This window comes from Mesorhizobium qingshengii, from assembly GCF_027563465.1.
In the GTDB taxonomy this organism is placed as follows: domain Bacteria; phylum Pseudomonadota; class Alphaproteobacteria; order Rhizobiales; family Rhizobiaceae; genus Mesorhizobium; species Mesorhizobium qingshengii_A.
In genome coordinates, this window is record NZ_JAPFQA010000002.1 from 404,439 (window position 1) to 422,640 (window position 18,202).

The window sequence follows — 18,202 nt, forward strand, 5'->3', positions numbered from 1 at the left end:
CCGGCGTCATGAAACCTTTTGATTTCCCGGTCGTTGTCGGGCGAATGTCCCAAGTCAAAACCAAACCGAAATCGGTCGACGGCGCCAAATCACTCCGTGCTGAAAAGCCGCGCCAAAGGAAATCGCGCGAAGACAAACAGCATGACGAGAAGCCGCGCGAAGAGAAGCCATCAGCCGCCGAAGTGGCGCCTGAAGTCAACGGCCAGGCCGCGCCGCCGCCGGATGCCGTAGAACCCGATCCGGAACTGACGCCCGAGGAGGCCGAGCAGGCGCGCAAGAAATACTTGCTGCGGCGTTTCTGGATCAGCGCGCGCGGTTACTGGAGCCGGCGGGGCGACCGGCTCGCCTGGCCGTTCACGATCGGGCTGTTGATCCTGATCTGCGTCAATGTCGGCTTCCAGTACGGGATCAATGTGTGGAACCGTGCGATTTTCGACGCGCTTGAGCAACGCAATGCCCACACCGTTTATTTCCTGAGCGCCGTATTCCTGCCGCTCGTGCTCGGGAGCGGCAGCCTTGTCGTCGCGCAAGTCTACCTGCGCATGACGATACAGCGCCGCTGGCGTTCCTGGCTCACCACCGCGGTCATCGCGCGCTGGCTCGCAAGCGGGCGTTACTATCAGTTGAACCTCGTCAGCGGCGACCACCAGAATCCCGAAGCCCGCCTCACGGACGATTTGCGGATTGCCACGGAATCGCCCGTCGATTTCATCTCAGGTGTCATCAACGCGTTCCTGGCGGCCTCGACCTTCATCGTGGTGTTGTGGACGATCGGCGGCGCCTTGAGCCTCACCCTCGCAGGCTCGACCATCACCGTTCCCGGCTTCCTTGTCATCACGGCGGTGATCTATGCCGCGATCACGTCCACCTCGATGGTGGTCATTGGCCGCCATTTCGTCCGCCTCTCCGAGGAGAAAAACCAGGCGGAAGCCGAGTTCCGCTACACGCTGACGCGCGTGCGGGAAAACGGCGAGAGCATTGCCTTGCTCGGCGGTGAGGAAGAAGAGCGCAGCGGCATCGACAAGACGTTCGGCCATGTGCTCAAGCAATGGGCGCTGCTGACAGGCCAGCACATGCGCACGGCGCTGGTATCGCAGGGATCGAGCCTGTTTGCGCCGGTCGTGCCGATCTTGCTTTGCGCGCCAAAGTTCCTCGAAGGCAGCATGACGATTGGACAGGTCATGCAGGCAGCGTCCGCCTTTGCCATCGTTCAGGGCGCGTTTGGATGGCTGGTCGACAATTACCCGCGCCTCGCCGACTGGAACGCCTCCGCACGGCGCGTCGCCTCGCTGATGATGTCGCTCGACGGGCTCGAGCGCGCCGAGCAGAGCGACGCCCTGGGACGCATCGGTCGTGGCGAAACCGAAGACGGTGCCATGCTCAGGCTGGACAATCTCTCGGTGACGCTCGACGACGGCACCGCCGTGGTCAAGGAAACCGGGGTTGTGATCCAACCGGGCGAGCGGGTGCTGGTGGCCGGTGAATCCGGTTCCGGCAAGAGCACGCTGGTGCGGGCCGTCGCGGGCCTGTGGCCCTGGGGTGGCGGCCGCGTCAATTTCCACGCCGGCAGGCGGTTGTTCATGCTGCCACAACGTCCCTACATCCCGTCGGGCACACTCCGCCGTACGGTCGCCTATCCCGCCGCCGCCGACAACTGGACGATCAAGGAGATCAACGCTGCCCTCGACAAGGTGGGCCTCGGCTATCTCGTCGCCAGGATCGAGGAAGACGCACCGTGGGACCAGACCTTGTCGGGCGGCGAAAAGCAGCGCCTCGCCTTCGCACGCCTTCTCCTGCACAGCCCCGATATTGTCGTGCTGGATGAAGCAACCGCCGCACTCGATGAGAAGAGCCAGGGCGAGATGATGGAAACGCTGATCCGCGAATTGCCTAAAGTCACCATAATCAGCGTGGCGCACCGCGCCGAGCTGGAAGCCTTCCACAGCCGCAAGATCACCCTGGAGCGGCGCAAGGGCGGAGCAAAGCTTGTCAGCGATATCGATCTTGTCCCGCGCAAGGGCAAGCGGAACCTGCTCACGCGCGCCTTGTGGGGTTCCCGGATCGAAAGGCCGCGCAAGCTGGAACAGGCGGCGCTGTCCGAAGGCAATTCCAGGAAAGTGTGAGGCGGTTTTCCGTCCGGAATTGCGTCGCTCTAACTAGGATGTGTAGAGATCCCTGTAGGTCTCGCGCAACAGATTCTTCTGCACCTTGCCCATGGTGTTGCGCGGCAATTCGTCGACGAAGATCACCCGCTTCGGGTGCTTGTACTTTGCCACGCGCCCGGCAATGGCGCTCAGAATCTCGACCCCGGTGATCTGCGAGACCGGCGCACGCACGACCACAGCGGTGACGCCTTCGCCGAAATCCGGATGGGCAACGCCGATTACGGCGCTTTCCGTGACCCCGTCAAGCGCGTCGATCTCGCTTTCGAGTTCCTTCGGGTAGATGTTGTAGCCGCCGGAAATGATCAGGTCCTTGCCGCGGCCGACGATGTGGACATAGCCGTCGCCGTCGATCATGCCGAGATCGCCCGTGATGAAGAAGCCATCGGCGCGGAATTCCGCCCTGGTCTTTTCCGGCATGCGCCAGTAGCCGCCGAAGACGTTGGGACCCTTGACCTCGATCATACCGACCTCGCCTTGGGCGAGCGGCCGGCCATCGTCGGGGTCGGCGATGCGTAGCGATACGCCAGGCAAGGGGAAGCCGACCGTTCCGGCGCGCCGCTCGCCGTCATAGGGGTTGGAGGTGTTCATGTTGGTTTCGGTCATGCCGTAGCGCTCGAGGATCGCGTGGCCGGTGCGCTCGCGCCAGGCCTTGTGCGTCTCGGCAAGCAGCGGCGCCGAACCGGAAATGAACAGGCGGATGTTCTTCGCCGCCTGGCGGTCCAGCCCGCCCTGCTGAAGCAGGCGCACATAGAAGGTCGGCACCCCCATCAGAACGGTTGCACGCGGCAACAGCGAGACGATGCGGCCTGCGTCGAATTTCCGCTCGAACAGCATCGACGCACCGGCCATCAGGATGACGTTGGTGGCAACGAACAGGCCGTGGGTGTGGAAGATCGGCAGCGCGTGGATCAGCACATCATCCGTCGTGAAGCGCCAGTGATCGACCAGCACCCGTGCGTTCGAGGCGAGGTTCTCGTGGCTGAGCATGGCGCCTTTCGAGCGGCCGGTCGTTCCCGAGGTGTAGAGGATCGCGGCGAGATCGCCTTCGCCGCGCGTCACATCGTGGAAGTCCGAGGGCAGCCGCGAGGCCTGATCGGTCAGCGATCCCTCGCCCTTGCCGTCGAGGGTGACGGTGGCGGCGCCCGCCTTTTGCGCCAGCGCTTCGATGTCGGCCGCCCTTGCCGGATCACAGACGACCAGTCGTGGCCCGGCATCGCCGAAGAAATACTCCAGCTCGGCCAGTGTGTAGGCGGTGTTGAGCGGCAGGAAGACGGCGCCGGCACGCAGGCAAGCGAGATAGAGCAGGATCGCCTCCGGGCTCTTCTCGACCTGAACGGCGACCCGGTCTCCCGGCTCGACGCCCAGTTGCAGAAGTGTGTGCGCCAGCTGCGCCGACCGCGCCAGCATGTCGCCATAGGTGAGCGAGCGCCCATCATCGGTGTCCATCAACAGGCGGCCTGGCGCCGGCATCCTGGAACGGAACGCATCGAACAGATGATTGCTCATGAAGTCTTTCCCGGCGGCGGAGTTGGCAGCGCTGAGCACGCTTTTCGAGCGGCATGCATTGGCGGCGAAGAGTTCGCGGTTCTTGGTCGTGCCGTCAAGACCGCAAGCGCCGGTTCGCGCTCGCCACGCCAGCGGTAACGGTCGCTAGCCCCGGGCGCGTTCGGCCTTGCCGGCGGCCGCCTTTGACTCTTCGCCTTGCCTGAAGCGTTCCAGGCACATGGCAGCGGTCAACTGGTAGTGATTGACAAGGGCCTCGACCGCGCCATCGGCATCGCCGTCCAGGGCACATTCAGCGATCAGGCGATGCTCGCCGAGATCGTCGCGCTGCATGCTTTCGCCGTCATTGGCCATCTGCCGGTAGCGGTGGGCGTGATCGGAAAGCTGATCGCAAAATCCCACCAGCCAGTGCGAGCGGCAGGCCGAGATCAGAACCCGGTGGAAGATGCGGTGCAGCTTCTCCCAATCCGGATCGAGCGAGGAGGGATTGTGCGGCGAAAGACGTGACGCGCGCCCCAGGCGATGCAGTGCCAGCACCACCTGCTCTTCCCATTCGGCAGTGCCGTGAGCGATGGATTCGCGAAGCGCCCGTTCTTCGAGCCAGCAGCGGGTGCGCGTCAGCTCTTCAAGCTCCGACGCGCTGACCGGCATGATGAAGAAGCCGCGCTGATCGTGCCGGCCGAGAAGCCCCTCCGAGGCGAGGCGATTGAGCGCCTCGCGGACAGGGGAAGCGCCAGCCCCATATCTGGAAACCGCCCATTCGACCCGTAGCTTGCTCTCGGCTTCAAGGACACCGTCAAGAAGGTCTGCACGCAGTTGGTGATAGACCGCGCTGGCAAGCGTGCTCTTGGATCCTGCGCCGTCGTCGTCGAGATTGGCAGCTCCGTATGACATAGCGACTCCTTGTCCCCAAAACTTGTCTTGGGCAATTCGAGTCCGAGAGCATTCCCTTTTCGTACGCGTACTATACAGCTTCCGCCGCTGAACGCTCAAGCAGAAGATCACGCCATCGCACTTAAGCACAAAGAAATATGCGACATGCCGGGATTTTATCCCGCTAATCCGCGCGTTTCCACAACCTGAGGAAACTCAACCCGTTTGCATGCACGCAGGGGAATCTGTTCTTTCCGTTCTTTTGTATGGGTGCGAGACTGTCTGTCCTGCCGTGTCGGACGGTGCGGCGAACATTCGAATCGAATGAGGCCGCCGCTTCTCATCCAGATCGATGCCGTGGAGCATCGGACCTCGCGAGTGGGCGCCGTGCGTTTAGCCGGCTGCGTTGTCGGCTGCCGTCCTGATCGCCTGAATGTTTGCCCGATAAGCTTCGACGCTGCCGCCCTTGAAGATGGCGGCGCCGGCCACCAGCACGTCGGCGCCGGCGGCGGTGACCAGTGGCGCGGTTTCGGCCGACACGCCGCCGTCGATCTCAATGCGGATCGGCCGGTCGCCGATCAGCGCCTTGACACGCTTCACCTTGTCGACGATCCCCGGAATGAAGGCCTGGCCGCCGAAGCCCGGATTGACGGTCATGATCAGGATTAGGTCGAGCCGGTCGAGCACATATTCGACCGCGCTTTCCGGCGTTGCCGGATTGAGCGACACACCCGCCTTCTTGCCAAGATTCCTGATCGTCTGCAGCGAGCGGTCGAGATGCGGTCCGGCCTCGGCATGCACCGTCATGCCGTCGCAGCCGGCCTCGGCGAAGGCGGCCAGATAGGGATCGGCCGGCGCGATCATCAGATGGCAGTCGAAGAAGGCCTTGGTGCGGTCGCGGATCGCCTTGATCACCGGCGGGCCAAAAGTGATGTTGGGCACGAAATGCCCATCCATCACATCGAGATGGATCCAGTCGGCGCCGGCCGCCACCACCGCCTCGACCTCGTCGCCAAGCCTGGAAAAGTCCGATGCCAGCACGGATGGTGCGATCAGGGTTTTCTTGCTCATGGTGCTGCCTTTCCGAGCGCCCTTTCATGTGGCCACTCCGAATCGACTGCCTAATGCGCTCCAGGTGACTTGTCGAGTGCGCAGCTGGATGGCCGCACAGGCTGGCGTGACGCGCGGCGTCCCCGGGGATCCAAAAAAGAACCCGCCGGATTGCTCCGGCGGGCTCGCGATGTCTGACTGGACAGGATTACGGCTTGAAGTTCTGGATGTTGTTGGTCGCCGGATCCAGTTGCTGCTGCTCGACCGGCGGCCTGCGCCGCGGCAGAAGCTGCAGGATATTCGGGTTCAGCAGGTTCGGGTTGATCTCCACGCCCGGCTGCCTGCGGATCGGCACGCAGTCCGGATACCGTCCGACCGTGCCCACCGGGCAACGCCGTTTGATGATCGGCTGGCACTGGCCGTTGATCATCTGCGAGCCCGGTGCGCATTCCACCTGCGGCGGCTTGCGGCAGGCACCGTCGATCACCTGCGTCCCACGCGGACAGACACACTCGCCGCGCTTGTTGTGGACCTGCCCGCGTATGTCGCACTGCTGCTGTGTCGGCTGCTTGCGCCGGCAGGCGTTGCCTTGCACCTCGGTACCCCGTGGGCAGACGCAATCGCCGTTGGCGTCGTGGACCTGACCACGGATCGTGCACTGATCGGGCTTCGGCCGGATCGGACGGCAGGCTCCGTTGCGCACCTCGGTCCCTTGCGGGCAGACGCAATCGCCATCGGCATTGCGGATCTGGCCGGGGATGCGGCACTGCTGAGGCTTCGGCCGGATCGGACGGCAGGCGCCGTTGCGCACCTCGGTCCCTTGCGGGCAGACACAATCGCCATAGGCATCATGGATCTGGCCGCGGATGGTGCACTGCTCGGGCTTGTCGGTCCTGACGCACTTCCCGTTCTCCAGTGCCGTGCCGCGCGGGCAGACGCAGCGTCCGTCCTCGGTGCGGATCTGGCCTTCGAGCAGCACGCAGCGCTTCGGCGGCGGCGGCGTTGGCAGAACGTTGGTGCCGCCGCCGGTGCACTGGCCGTTGCGGAAGGTTGTGCCTTCAGGGCAGACGCAGCGGCCCGCGTCGTTCATGACGAAACCTTGCGAGCACTCCTTCTTCACCTCATGCGTGATGATGAAGGGGTGGCAGGCATAGGCCCTGCCGCGGTCGCCCTGCACGTTGGCCTGGTCGCCACCAAGCACATCGCCCCCGCCTTGCACCCGTGTGTCGGGAGACAGGACGCCAACGCAGTTCTGGCCGCTGACGTTGCCCTGCAGATTGGCCAGTCGGCCATCGTCGGGGATAACCACCGTCACGTGGTGCGACTGGCTTTCGCCCGCGCCAAGCGACAGGTTGGTTATGCAGGACGCCGGCAAGGTTGCCGGCTCCGGCGAGCAGCCGAAGGGCGGGTCGATCGAGGTGATCGCAACGCCGTCCAGCCGGCCGAGACCCTCCACGCCGATCGCATCACCGATGCGAACCGGACCGGAGAAGGGGCTCGTCCCATCGTTTGATATGGTGATGTCGAACGAGCAGGGTTGGCCGAGCCGGCATTCGCGGTCGCCGGTCTTTTCGACGCGGATGGTCGACGGGCCACCGCCCTTGGCGCAGGCCTGGCCGATCGGATAGACGACGTCGTCGCCTTGCGCCGGCCCGTAGGAGCCGCGCGCGCAGTTCTCGAACTCGCCATTCGCCGAAACCGTCACGTCGAAGTGGCGGCTGGTTCCGGGTGTCATGACGGCACCGGGAATCTGGCACGACAGCGCATTGGCCGGAACCGGTCCGCAAGCCCATTCCGCGCCGTCAGGAGTGACGGTCTGGATCTGGACTGGCGCTCCGCCGGCCACCAGCGTGGCGGCGTCGTTGACCCGCACCGGACCGGTGGGGGCAGCCGTACCGGTGCTGATCACGGTGATGCGGCAGGAAACCACCGCGGCACCGGCCAGCGAACCGCTGCACACCTTGGTGATGCGCAGGGCAGGCTGGCCGCCATTGGGATGACGGATGCGTTCCTTGGCGCAGGCCTTGTTGTTGGTGAGGTCGGTTTCACCGGGGATGGGTTTCACCTCGGCGCAGTTCTCCACCGTGTCCGACCGATAGCCGGCCGGCATGACCGCCTTGACGAAGATCGGCGTCGAGGCACCCGCAGGCAGCGAGATGCCTGCATTGTCGCAGCGGAACTGGCCGGGCCCAGTCGGTCCGCAGGTCCATGGCGGGGTCGGGCCGAATGTCGAGGACGTCGGCGCGCCACCGGGATAGGTGTCGACCACCGTCAGCGGCCCGTTGTAGGTGCCGGTGCCGTTGTTGATGACGTCTATCACGAAGGTGCAGATGCCGTCGGCGGTGCAGACCTCCGAGCGGGCACGCTTCTTCAGGATCAGGTCGACTTTCTTCTCGACCGGCGGCTGGCAGTCGCGGTCACGATCGCCACGCCGGCAGATCGGGATCGAGGCGCAGCCGCGATCGTTCGACTGGCTGCCGAACAGTGGCTTGCCGCTGGCCGCATAATTATAGGCGGCGCAGTTGCGCAAGACGCTGCCTTGCCAGCCCCCAGCCGGCTTGAAGCCGAGCTTGAGGTCGACGAAGGCGCCCGGATTGAGCGTGGTCACCGGATAGGTGCACGTCATCGGGGTGGCGCCGGGCACGCAGACCCAGGGCGGATTGGGCCCTGAATCCAGCGTCGAGCCGGCCGGCAGTGTCACCTCGTTGAGCACGATCTTGCCGTTGTAGGGCGCGGTGCCGACATTGGTGACCCTGATGGTGAAGTCGCAGCCACCGGCCATCGTGCAACGCGGGACATCGGCGCGTTTCTCGACCTTGAGGTCAGGTTCCTTGTCCCTGGGCGGGCACCTCTGGTCGCGCGGGATGACGATGTCGATGGTCTGCGTGCAGCACAGGCCCCAGCCTTCCTTCGGGCCGGCATAGGTCTCGATGCCGGTGACGATGAGATGGATGACGTCGCCGGGTGACGCCCCGACGATCTTCCAGTTGAGCACACCGCCGCCCGCCGGCACCAGCTGGGTGTCGGGGATGATGGTGATGCCGGGTGTTGTCGTCGAAACCTGCACCCACTTGCCGCCCATCTCAGGGCCGACCGGCATGTGGTAGATGAAGGCGCCGCCACCTGGCACGCAATCGACCGTGCCGCGTTCCACCTTGAAGCATTCCTTGCCGGGAGGTGGTGGCGGCGGATTGCACTTGGTCAAATCGATGCGGATCGAGGTCTTCTCGCCGGTCAGGATGTTGCCGTCGTCGGGCTTGCTCGGATCCTGCGACGGGATGATGATCCCGGTGCCCGGTCCGGCGGTCACCTTGATCAGGCCCTGGTTGTCGACGATCGTCGGCGCGGGAAACGCCGCATGATCGATCTTGGCCGTGATCCGGAAGTTGATGACGCGCTCGTTCGGAGCGCCGACGCCGTCTAGATCGGAGGCGGAAATCCGGAAGTCGGAAACATCCGCCGTATCGTTCGGACTCGCCGACGTGCTGATCGTTGCACCCGGTAGCGGTCCGCCGGACGAATCCGTGCCGTCGCCGGACACATTCACGTTGACGATCTCAAGGCCGTGCGGAAGCTGATCCTTGAAGTCGATCCTGACCTTGTTCAGTCTGGCCGCCAGGCTTGGGTCGGCAAAGCCTTGCGGATCGCCGCGCAAGCCGAAGCTCAGCGAATAGACGACGTAGTCGCAGCTGCGCTGGCCACCTTTCTTGATGAAGAAGGGCACCATGCGTCCGGGCTCCGGATTGATGATGCGCGGGTTGTCGAGTTGCAGCGGTTGGACATCCGGGCTGGTCGCCTGGATGTTCTGCGCGGCGACGGCCGGCAGTGCGGGCGCGAGAGCGACCGCGATACCGGCCGCCATCAGCCAGCGCGCGCCGCGCCTGGCGTATGACAGGGGTTTCATGATCGTCTCCATGACGGTTTTTTGAGTGTTGGTCGCGAGTGGGGACAGGGCAAGAATGTTCATCTTTCCCTCCTCAACGTTCGCAGCTGACGGCTGGGGTTCTGAGCGGCAAAGTCATCTTGCAGCAAGGGTAGTAGCCACCCTTGTCCTTGTCGGACTTCCTGTAGAAGCAGAGTCCAACGTCGACTGTGTCGCCCGGATCGTGGCCGGTGATGCCGATCGTGTAAGGCGTGCCGGGCGCATGCGACTGCGGGGTGGTCACCCCGACGCCTGGCGTCCTGGACTGGGCTTTGATCGAATCGCCGCCGAAGCCGGCATGGTCATGGAGATAGAGATCGGCCTCGAGGCCCGAAGGCGTGCAGTAATACTGGACGTCTTCAACATCGAGACACGGAGGCAGGTTGCCGGGCGGTGGGAAGTCCGGCGGGTAGAAGGGTGGCAGGTAGCCGCCCGGGATTTCTTCATAGTAGCCGGCACGGCCCTCGCAAGGATGCCAGACGGCAACGTCGCCGACATGGCCCTCGACCTCGGGGTCTTCGAAATAGCCGTCGAAGTCGACGAACCAGGAGCCGAAGGGCGGCACGTTGGCCGGCTTGACCAGCTCCCTGGGCGTGATCTGCACGCCATGCACGGCGAGCGGCCCGCCGGCGGCGAGCTGTTCGGCAAGCGCAGGATTGTCGCGCAGCTTGTCGCCGGTGTTGACCAGCGTCTGGGTACAGACCGAGGTGTCGAGATTGCCCTCCGCGTCATAGCCATATTGCAGGTCGAGACCGCCGGCCGACTGCCGGTTGCCCTGCGGGAAGCCGACGGCATATTCCTGCGGCACTTCCACCCAGACCGATTCCGTCGCCGGATCGTCCGGATTTTCGCGCCAGTAGCGGATGACCTCGCCCTTGCCGGAATCGGCGAACTGGCTGTAGTCGTAGCGGTTCTCGACCGGGCCGCGCTGGGCCAGATACATGAAGCCGCTGTTGTCGAAGGCGATGTCGGTGACGGCGTAATCCTTGTCGGCCTTGACCGTCAGTTCCCAGCGCGGGTCGCCGGCAAAGGTGCCGTCGCGGGCGATGCCCACCGACCAGATTTCCGACTTTTCGCCGACCGAATAGTAGAGCCGGCCGCCATGATAGGAGACCGCCCAGACGCGGCGTTCGTCCTGCGTGTAGCCCCAGCTGTCGGGGTCTTCGCTATCGAAGGCCGCGCCCTGGATGTCCATCACCGCGCCATCATCGGCGACCGGAGCCAGCCCATGCGCCGGGCGCCCGGCAACGCCATGGTCGAAAGTGTCGATCAGCTTGCCGTTGGCGTCGATGCGATGGATCAGGCCGGTGTCGAGGTCGGACGCGAAGAACTGGCGATGGGTGGCGTCGAAGGTGAGATTGCCGATGCCCGGACCGCTGTTGGCGTCGATGTCGGCGAACCTGGAGACCTGGCCGGTGATGCCGTCGATCTTCCAGATGGTGCCCGGCCCGCCACCGTTTTCGGTGCCGAACTGGCCGTCCATGAAGGTGGCGCCGGCCGTGCCGCGGCGCTGCCGCTCCGGCCTTCCGTCGTTGTCGGCGTCCGGCGTGACGATGCGGATGCCGTGCAGCGAGGTGGCGCCGGCATAGAGATTGGGAACGCCGGACGGGACGCCGTCGCGCACGCCGTCGTCATAGGTGACGCCGAACACCTGGCCGATCTGGCCGGCCGTCACCTCGAAGGGCGGCGGCGTGAAGACGAGCTGGCCGGCGGCCGGCCCGCCAAGATGCGAGACGTCGAAGACGCGCAAGGTGGCGCGCGTCGTGTCGATGAAGGTCTCGTCGACCGGATCGACGCCGGGCGGCAGGCCCTGGTCGAAGTTGGGAATGACGGTGCCGGAAAATCCGGTCAACGCCATCGAGCCGGGATAGATGATCTGGGTCTCCTGCGCCTGGGCGGTGCCGCCCAGCCACAGGCCGACAGCGAGCGCCAGTGCCAACAATCCGCCACCGGCATGCACGGCACGGCGCAAACGGCCGTTGAGAGAAGACACGAACGAGCCGCGGACGCGAGACATGAAACTCCCCCCGTAGTCTACGGGAGAAACGTCCGGCGTTGCCGCGCAAATCAGGGCAAGGCGCGGCGTTCCGGCTCGTTCTTCCCTGATCGAATTGTCTGCTTTCCTCACAGTCACGATACGCCTGCTCTTACGCAGGGTCAACGGAATCAGCGGAAAGCCCAGCGCATCGACCCCGTCCCGAAGGCGGTGGTCGCGCCGAGCTCCTGTTGTTCCCGGAGACCGCAGAGCCTCTGGGTTTCTGGTCATGGGGGCTTCCTTTCCGGGCCGCACCATGCGGCGCCTGGATGTCAGTCGCAGGCGGAGGTGGAAAGGTTCACCGATGAGGCTCCGGCACGGTGTTCCGGGCAACGGTCGAGCGGGCCCGGACGACCACAGGGACACTTGTTGTAGCGGCGGTGAAACCTGTCGTGATGAAAGCTGTGGGCGGACTCAGGCCATATGGCTGATCGGACAGCGCTCGCGCACGCAGGCGGCTTCGTCGCAGACCCGGCAGACGACATTCTGGTCGTCGCCCATGTCGACCAGCGCCGGCAGAAGTTTTTCGACCAGCTGGCCCAGGCTGAGCGTTTCCTCGGGATTGAGCGCGCCAACGGCGCGCTCGATGACGCCGCGCCGTGCCGCCAGATTGCGCCCGAAGACGTCGTCGCCCTTGTCGGTGAGGCGCAGCGCCTTCGACCTGCGGTCGCCCTCGGTCCCTTCGCCGCGCAGCACCAGCCCTTGTTCGACCAGGTGATCGACCAGCCTGACGGTGGCGGAATGCGTCAAGGCGATGAAGCGCCGGAGCGTCTCGATCGACAGGCCGGGGTTCGAGCCGATCTGGATTACCGCGGCGACGGCACTCGGGCCGAGACCGGTCTCCGTGCCGAACGCCTTCTCCATCTTGTCGACGAGAGCGAGGCTCATGGCGCCAAGGATGTTTTCCAGGCGCAGCTTTTCCAGATCTCTGGTCATCACCATATTCCGCCGGCGGCAATCCTATGCATGATGCATAGTTAGGCCGTTTCCCGCCAGCCAGCAAGGATGGTGGACGCCTTGCGCAGAATGCTTGCGCGCGGCACCGCCTGTTCTTATATACGCGCCAAGCCGTTCGGCGCCGGAACGCCGGTAGCCGGAACGGAATTTCTTGTGAACAGGGGCTTTCATCGGAACGCCTGTACGGGTCCTGAGAGCCTGCTTAGCGGAGAGACTAGAAAAATGGCAAAAGTAATCGGTATCGATCTGGGCACCACCAACTCCTGTATCGCCATCATGGATGGCAAGGAGCCGAAGGTGATCGAGAATGCGGAAGGCGCGCGCACGACGCCCTCCATCGTCGCCATCAGCGGCGACGGCGAACGTCTGGTCGGCCAGCCGGCCAAGCGCCAGGCGGTCACCAATCCTGAAAACACCATCTTCGCGGTCAAGCGCCTGATCGGCCGCCGCTATGACGATCCGGTGACGGAGAAGGACAAGAAGCTTGTCCCCTACAAGATCGTCAAGGGCGACAACGGCGATGCCTGGGTCGAGGCCGGCGGCAAGAAGCAGTCGCCCAGCCAGATCTCGGCCATGATCCTGCAGAAGATGAAGGAAACGGCGGAAGCCTATCTCGGCGAGAAGGTCGAGAAGGCGGTCATCACCGTTCCAGCCTATTTCAACGACGCCCAGCGCCAGGCGACCAAGGACGCCGGCAAGATCGCCGGCCTGGAAGTGCTGCGCATCATCAACGAGCCGACGGCGGCAGCGCTCGCCTACGGCCTCGACAAGAAGGATGGCAAGACCATCGCCGTCTATGACCTTGGCGGCGGCACGTTCGACATTTCGGTGCTCGAGATCGGCGACGGCGTGTTCGAGGTGAAGTCGACCAATGGCGACACCTTCCTCGGCGGCGAGGATTTCGACATGCGCCTGGTCGAATATCTGGCGGCCGAGTTCAAGAAGGAACAGGGCATCGACCTGAAGAACGACAAGCTCGCCCTGCAGCGCCTCAAGGAGGCGGCTGAAAAGGCCAAGATCGAGCTGTCGTCGACGACGCAGACCGAGATCAACCTGCCCTTCATCACCGCCGACGCGACCGGGCCCAAGCACCTGACGCTGAAGCTGACCCGCGCCAAATTCGAAAGCCTGGTCGAGGATCTCGTTCAGCGCACCATCGAGCCTTGCAAGGCGGCGCTCAAGGATGCCGGCCTGAAGGCCGGCGAGATCGACGAGGTCGTCCTGGTCGGCGGCATGACCCGCATGCCCAAGATCCAGGAGATCGTAAAGCAGTTCTTCGGCAAGGAGCCGCACAAGGGCGTCAACCCGGATGAGGTCGTCGCACTCGGCGCCGCCATCCAGGCCGGCGTGCTGCAGGGCGACGTCAAGGACGTGCTTTTGCTCGACGTGACGCCGCTGTCGCTCGGCATCGAGACGCTGGGCGGCGTGTTCACGCGGCTGATCGAGCGCAACACGACGATCCCGACCAAGAAGAGCCAGGTGTTCTCGACGGCCGAGGATTCGCAGTCGGCCGTGACCATCCGGGTCTTCCAGGGTGAGCGCGAGATGGCCGCCGACAACAAGGCGCTCGGCCAGTTCGACCTGGTCGGCATTCCGCCGGCCCCGCGCGGCGTGCCGCAGATCGAGGTCACCTTTGACATCGACGCCAACGGCATCGTCAACGTCTCGGCCAAGGACAAGGGCACCGGCAAGGAGCACCAGATCCGCATCCAGGCATCGGGTGGTCTTTCGGACGCCGACATCGAGAAGATGGTCAAGGACGCCGAAGCCAACGCCGAGAGCGACAAGAAGCGGCGTGCGCTGGTCGAGGCCCGCAACCAGGCCGAAGCGTTGCTGCATTCCTCGGAGAAGTCGCTGAAGGAATATGGCGACAAGGTCTCGGAAGCCGACCGCACGGCGATTGCCGACGCGATTTCGGCGCTGAGGACTGCGGCCGAGGGCGACGACGCGGCCGAGATCGAGGCCAAGTCGCAGGTGCTCGCCGAAGCTTCGATGAAACTCGGCCAGGCCATGTACGAGGCCTCGCAGAAGGAAACGGCGGAAGCCGACGCCAAGGCGGACGCCGCCAAGGACAGTGACGTCGTCGACGCCGACTTCGAGGAAATCGACGAAGACGACGACAAGAAGAAGTCCGCCTGAGCCGTTTGACGGCAGGCGAAGCGAAAAGCCCGGCGCAAAGCCGGGCTTTTTTGCAACCCCTTGCAGAAAAAGAGCGGCGCTGGCCGAAAAAATGCGGGCAAAGCCGGGGCGACACTGGCATCCCGCTTCCATCGCACCTAAATCGGAACGGCAATGCCGGCAAAAGACGCAACAATGCTTCAAGACGTTGAGCATCCGGACAGCGGGAAAAGATGAAAGCTGATTTCTACGAGACGCTGGGCGTGCAAAAGGGCGCCGACGAGAAGGAGCTGAAGAGCGCTTTCCGCAAGCTCGCCATGCAGTTCCATCCCGATCGCAATCCCGGCGATCATTCCTGCGAGCACAAGTTCAAGGAAATCAACGAAGCCTACGAGACGCTGAAGGACCCGCAGAAGCGCGCGGCATATGACCGCTTCGGTCACGCGGCGTTCGAGCAGGGCGGCATGAATGGCGGCGCGCAGGGGTTTGGCGCCGGTGGCTTTGCCGACATCTTCGAGGACATCTTCGGCGACATGATGGGCGGACGCCAGCGCCGCTCGTCGGGCGGCCGCGAGCGCGGCGCCGACCTGCGCTACAATATGGAAATCTCGCTGGAGGAAGCCTTCGCGGGAAAGACCGCGCAGATCCGCGTGCCGGCCTCGATCTCGTGCTCGGAATGCTCGGGCAGCGGCGCCAAGCCCGGCACCCAGCCGGTGACCTGCTCGATGTGCAACGGCCACGGCAAGGTGCGCGCCACGCAGGGCTTCTTCTCGATCGAGCGCACCTGCCCGCAATGCCAGGGGCGCGGCCAGACCATCAAGGACCCATGCCCGAAATGCGCCGGCCAGGGCCGCGTCACCGAGGAGCGTTCGCTGTCGGTCAACATTCCGGCCGGCATCGAGGACGGCACCCGCATCCGCCTTGCCAACGAGGGCGAGGCCGGCCTGCGCGGCGGACCATCGGGCGACCTCTATATCTTCCTGGCGGTCAAGCCGCATGAGTTCTTCCAGCGCGACGGCGCCGATCTCTACTGCAAGGTGCCGATCTCGATGACGACGGCTGCCCTTGGCGGTTCCTTCGAGGTGACGACACTGGACGGCACCCAGACCAAGGTGAAGGTGCCGGAAGGCACCCAGAACGGACGCCAGTTCCGCCTCAAGGGCAAGGGCATGCCGGTGCTGCGGCAGCCCAATGTCGGCGACCTCTACATCCAGACCGCGGTCGAGACGCCGCAGAACCTTTCCCGCCGCCAGCGCGAACTGCTGGAGGAGTTCGAACAGCTCTCCTCGCAGGACAATTCGCCGCAATCGAGCGGCTTTTTCGCCCGCATGAAGGATTTCTTCGAATCCTTCGGCGAGCGTTGATGCAGAGGGCAAGACGCCAGGGCGAGCCGCACGAATCGGCAAGGCGTGTCGCTCTTTGGGACGCGACGAAAATTATCTTATCCACGACATCGGCATGGCCGCGCCTTGCCTTGCGTCACCCAGGTGCTAAGTAGCTTGCGGGGAGCGCTGAGGAGAGCTTGCATGACACGTGGTCCCGGACTGCGGAAGGCGCTTGCCGAAAAGTTCGACGACGAGCTCAAATTCTTCAAGGGCTGGATCGACAAGCCGAAGACGGTCGGCTCGATCGTGCCGACCAGTTCGATCACCGCCCGCAAGATGGCCTCGATCGTCGATCCGAAATCCGGCCTGCCCGTGCTCGAGGTCGGTCCCGGCACCGGCGTCATCACCCGCGCCATCCTGGCCCAGGGCGTGCGCCCCGAAAGCCTCTACGCGGTCGAATACAACACGGATTTCGTGCGCCACCTGCGGCGGCTCTATCCCGCCGTCAACGTCATCGAGGGCGATGCCTTCAACCTCGACGCCACGCTTGGCGACAAGAGCGGCATGATCTTCGATTCCGTCGTTTCCGGCGTGCCGCTGCTCAACTTTCCGGTCGCCCAGCGCATCGCCTATATCGAGAGCCTGCTTGACCGCATCCCGGCCGGCCGGCCGATCGTGCAGCTGACCTATGGCCCGATGTCGCCGATACCACCCGGCCGCGGCGACTATACGGTCGAGCATTTCCATTTCGTCATCCGCAATATCCCGCCGACGCAGTTGTGGATCTACCGGCGCGGGGCGCATTAGGACGCCCCGCCTTCCCTGGACCCACAAAGCAAGGCTCCAACACTTTGAACCTGCGCATCGTGCTCCCCCAAAATCGGCTTCGTTTTTTGGGCTGGCGCGTTGAATTGGGCGGGTCTTGGCTGTACCTGTCCGGGAACAAGGGGGGCCAATGGCCGTGATCCCGAAAATCCTCGTCTTCGCCGGTTCTGTGCGCAGCGGCGCCTACAGCGGCAGGACCGCCGACGTGGCGCAAAAGGAGCTTGCCATGCAGGGCGCCGAGGTCACCCGCATCTCGCTTTCCGACTACCCCCTGCCGATCCTCGATGAGGACCTCGAAAAGGAAAAAGGCGTCCCAGAAAACGCCATCAAACTTGGCCGGCTGATTGCCGCCCATGACGGCGTGATGATCGCGACGCCGGAATATAACGGCTCCATCCCGCCACTGCTCAAGAACACGATCGACTGGGTGAGCCGGGTGCGCAAGGATGGCGGCCGGCCGGTCAGGCCGCTTGCTGGCAAGGTGGCCGGCCTCTGCTCGTCTTCCAACGGGCACTTTGCCGGTATCCGCTGCATCAGCCATCTGCGCGCCGTGCTGGTGCGTTGCCAGATGGAGGTGGTAACGCCGGAATGCTCGGTGCCCGAAGGCGGCAACGCCTTCGACGAGGACGGCAATTTCCGCGACGAAAGACTGCACAAATCGATGGAGCACCTATGCCGCACGCTGATCGAAACCTCGCGCATGCTGTCCACCCGGATCGAGGCATGACCATGAGGGATCGGCTGATCGTCGGTCTCGACGTGCCAACCGTGAAGGAAGCCGAGACGGCGGTGCGCGAGCTCGACGGCGTCGTCTCCTTCTACAAGATCGGCTATCAGCTGGCTTTCGCCGGCGGGTTGGACTTCGCCAGGGAGCTGGCCAGCGGCGGGACAAAAGTGTTCCTCGACATGAAGCTGCTCGACATCGACCACACGGTGGCCAAGGGCGTCGAGAACATCGTCAAGATGGGCATGACCATGCTGACCATCCACGCCTACCCGAAGGCGATGCGGGCGGCGGTGGACGCGGCGCGCGGCAGCGACCTTTGCCTGCTTGCCGTCAGCGTGCTGACCTCGATGGACGAGCAGGACGTGATCGACGCGGGCTATGAATACGACCCGCATACGCTGGTGCTGCGGCGCTCGGAACAGGCGCTGCACGCCGGCATGGGCGGCATCGTCTGCTCGGCCGAGGAAGCGGAAGCGGTGCGCCGGATCGCCGGGCCCGACATGGCGGTGGTGACGCCGGGCATACGGCCCACAGGCAGCGACCATGGCGACCAGAAGCGCGTGGTGACGCCGGCTCAAGCGATCCGCAACGGCTCCAGCCACCTCGTCGTCGGCCGACCGATCGTCGCTGCCGCCAACAGACGCGAAGCGGCCGAAGCCATCCTCGATGAAATGCGCTCGGCCTGATTTCCCAGGAACAAAC

General features: G+C 64.5%; 12 protein-coding genes. 6 read left to right on the forward strand and 6 right to left on the reverse strand.

Annotated elements, in window-relative coordinates:
• Positions 1-44: 44 nt before the first annotated feature.
• Entirely contained in the window at positions 45-2,123 is a 2,079-nt protein-coding gene (locus tag OOJ09_RS06535) for an ABC transporter ATP-binding protein/permease (protein ID WP_269904404.1), read from the forward strand.
• Between the two features lie 33 nt (positions 2,124-2,156).
• Here the strand turns inward: OOJ09_RS06535 and OOJ09_RS06540 are convergent, their stop codons facing one another.
• The 6 genes from OOJ09_RS06540 to OOJ09_RS06565 all read right to left on the reverse strand — a co-directional run bounded on the left by OOJ09_RS06540 (position 2,157) and on the right by OOJ09_RS06565 (position 12,484).
• Positions 2,157-3,671 carry a malonate--CoA ligase gene (locus tag OOJ09_RS06540; RefSeq protein ID WP_269904405.1) on the reverse strand — a complete coding sequence of 505 codons (1,515 nt, stop codon included), beginning with the start codon at positions 3,669-3,671 and terminating at the stop codon, positions 2,157-2,159.
• 144 nt (positions 3,672-3,815) lie between these two features.
• Positions 3,816-4,562 (reverse strand): GntR family transcriptional regulator, encoded by a 747-nt coding sequence (locus OOJ09_RS06545; protein WP_269904406.1) that lies wholly within the window; start codon positions 4,560-4,562, stop codon positions 3,816-3,818.
• Positions 4,563-4,934: 372 nt separating this feature from the next.
• On the reverse strand, positions 4,935-5,612 hold the full coding sequence (rpe, locus tag OOJ09_RS06550) for a ribulose-phosphate 3-epimerase (RefSeq protein WP_269904407.1): 678 nt from the start codon (positions 5,610-5,612) through the stop codon (positions 4,935-4,937).
• A gap of 187 nt (positions 5,613-5,799) precedes the next feature.
• Complete coding sequence (locus OOJ09_RS06555) at positions 5,800-9,558, reverse strand: hypothetical protein (protein ID WP_269904408.1); 3,759 nt, start codon at positions 9,556-9,558, stop codon at positions 5,800-5,802.
• A 10-nt stretch (positions 9,559-9,568) separates the two neighbouring features.
• Positions 9,569-11,806 (reverse strand): hypothetical protein, encoded by a 2,238-nt coding sequence (locus tag OOJ09_RS06560; RefSeq protein WP_269904409.1) that lies wholly within the window; start codon positions 11,804-11,806, stop codon positions 9,569-9,571.
• 156 nt (positions 11,807-11,962) lie between these two features.
• Positions 11,963-12,484 carry a MarR family winged helix-turn-helix transcriptional regulator gene (locus tag OOJ09_RS06565; RefSeq protein ID WP_269904410.1) on the reverse strand — a complete coding sequence of 174 codons (522 nt, stop codon included), beginning with the start codon at positions 12,482-12,484 and terminating at the stop codon, positions 11,963-11,965.
• A gap of 243 nt (positions 12,485-12,727) precedes the next feature.
• Here OOJ09_RS06565 and dnaK point away from each other — a divergent pair, with 243 nt between their 5' ends.
• The 5 genes from dnaK to pyrF all read left to right on the forward strand — a co-directional run bounded on the left by dnaK (position 12,728) and on the right by pyrF (position 18,186).
• Positions 12,728-14,644 (forward strand): molecular chaperone DnaK, encoded by a 1,917-nt coding sequence (gene dnaK / locus OOJ09_RS06570; protein ID WP_269904411.1) that lies wholly within the window; start codon positions 12,728-12,730, stop codon positions 14,642-14,644.
• 212 nt (positions 14,645-14,856) lie between these two features.
• A complete protein-coding gene (dnaJ, locus tag OOJ09_RS06575) occupies positions 14,857-15,987 on the forward strand; it encodes a molecular chaperone DnaJ (protein WP_023765366.1) in 1,131 nt (376 codons plus the stop codon).
• A 162-nt stretch (positions 15,988-16,149) separates the two neighbouring features.
• Positions 16,150-16,755 (forward strand): phospholipid N-methyltransferase PmtA, encoded by a 606-nt coding sequence (gene pmtA, locus OOJ09_RS06580; protein WP_269904412.1) that lies wholly within the window; start codon positions 16,150-16,152, stop codon positions 16,753-16,755.
• Positions 16,756-16,903: 148 nt separating this feature from the next.
• Positions 16,904-17,500 (forward strand): NADPH-dependent FMN reductase, encoded by a 597-nt coding sequence (locus OOJ09_RS06585; protein WP_269904413.1) that lies wholly within the window; start codon positions 16,904-16,906, stop codon positions 17,498-17,500.
• Complete coding sequence (pyrF, locus tag OOJ09_RS06590; RefSeq protein ID WP_269904414.1) at positions 17,497-18,186, forward strand: orotidine-5'-phosphate decarboxylase; 690 nt, start codon at positions 17,497-17,499, stop codon at positions 18,184-18,186. Before OOJ09_RS06585 ends, pyrF begins: the two co-directional genes overlap by 4 nt.
• The last annotated feature ends 16 nt before the right edge of the window (positions 18,187-18,202 follow it).

Excerpts from the sequence above, each read along its gene's own strand:
- OOJ09_RS06535 (WP_269904404.1), top strand. The coding sequence starts at position 45 with ATGTCCCAAGTCAAAACCAAACCGAAATCGGTCGACGGCGCCAAATCA.
- OOJ09_RS06540 (WP_269904405.1), bottom strand. The coding sequence starts at position 3,671 with ATGAGCAATCATCTGTTCGATGCGTTCCGTTCCAGGATGCCGGCGCCA.
- OOJ09_RS06545 (WP_269904406.1), bottom strand. The coding sequence starts at position 4,562 with ATGTCATACGGAGCTGCCAATCTCGACGACGACGGCGCAGGATCCAAG.
- rpe (WP_269904407.1), bottom strand. The coding sequence starts at position 5,612 with ATGAGCAAGAAAACCCTGATCGCACCATCCGTGCTGGCATCGGACTTT.
- OOJ09_RS06555 (WP_269904408.1), bottom strand. The coding sequence starts at position 9,558 with ATGAACATTCTTGCCCTGTCCCCACTCGCGACCAACACTCAAAAAACC.
- OOJ09_RS06560 (WP_269904409.1), bottom strand. The coding sequence starts at position 11,806 with ATGGTGCGGCCCGGAAAGGAAGCCCCCATGACCAGAAACCCAGAGGCT.
- OOJ09_RS06565 (WP_269904410.1), bottom strand. The coding sequence starts at position 12,484 with ATGACCAGAGATCTGGAAAAGCTGCGCCTGGAAAACATCCTTGGCGCC.
- dnaK (WP_269904411.1), top strand. The coding sequence starts at position 12,728 with ATGGCAAAAGTAATCGGTATCGATCTGGGCACCACCAACTCCTGTATC.
- dnaJ (WP_023765366.1), top strand. The coding sequence starts at position 14,857 with ATGAAAGCTGATTTCTACGAGACGCTGGGCGTGCAAAAGGGCGCCGAC.
- pmtA (WP_269904412.1), top strand. The coding sequence starts at position 16,150 with ATGACACGTGGTCCCGGACTGCGGAAGGCGCTTGCCGAAAAGTTCGAC.
- OOJ09_RS06585 (WP_269904413.1), top strand. The coding sequence starts at position 16,904 with ATGGCCGTGATCCCGAAAATCCTCGTCTTCGCCGGTTCTGTGCGCAGC.
- pyrF (WP_269904414.1), top strand. The coding sequence starts at position 17,497 with ATGACCATGAGGGATCGGCTGATCGTCGGTCTCGACGTGCCAACCGTG.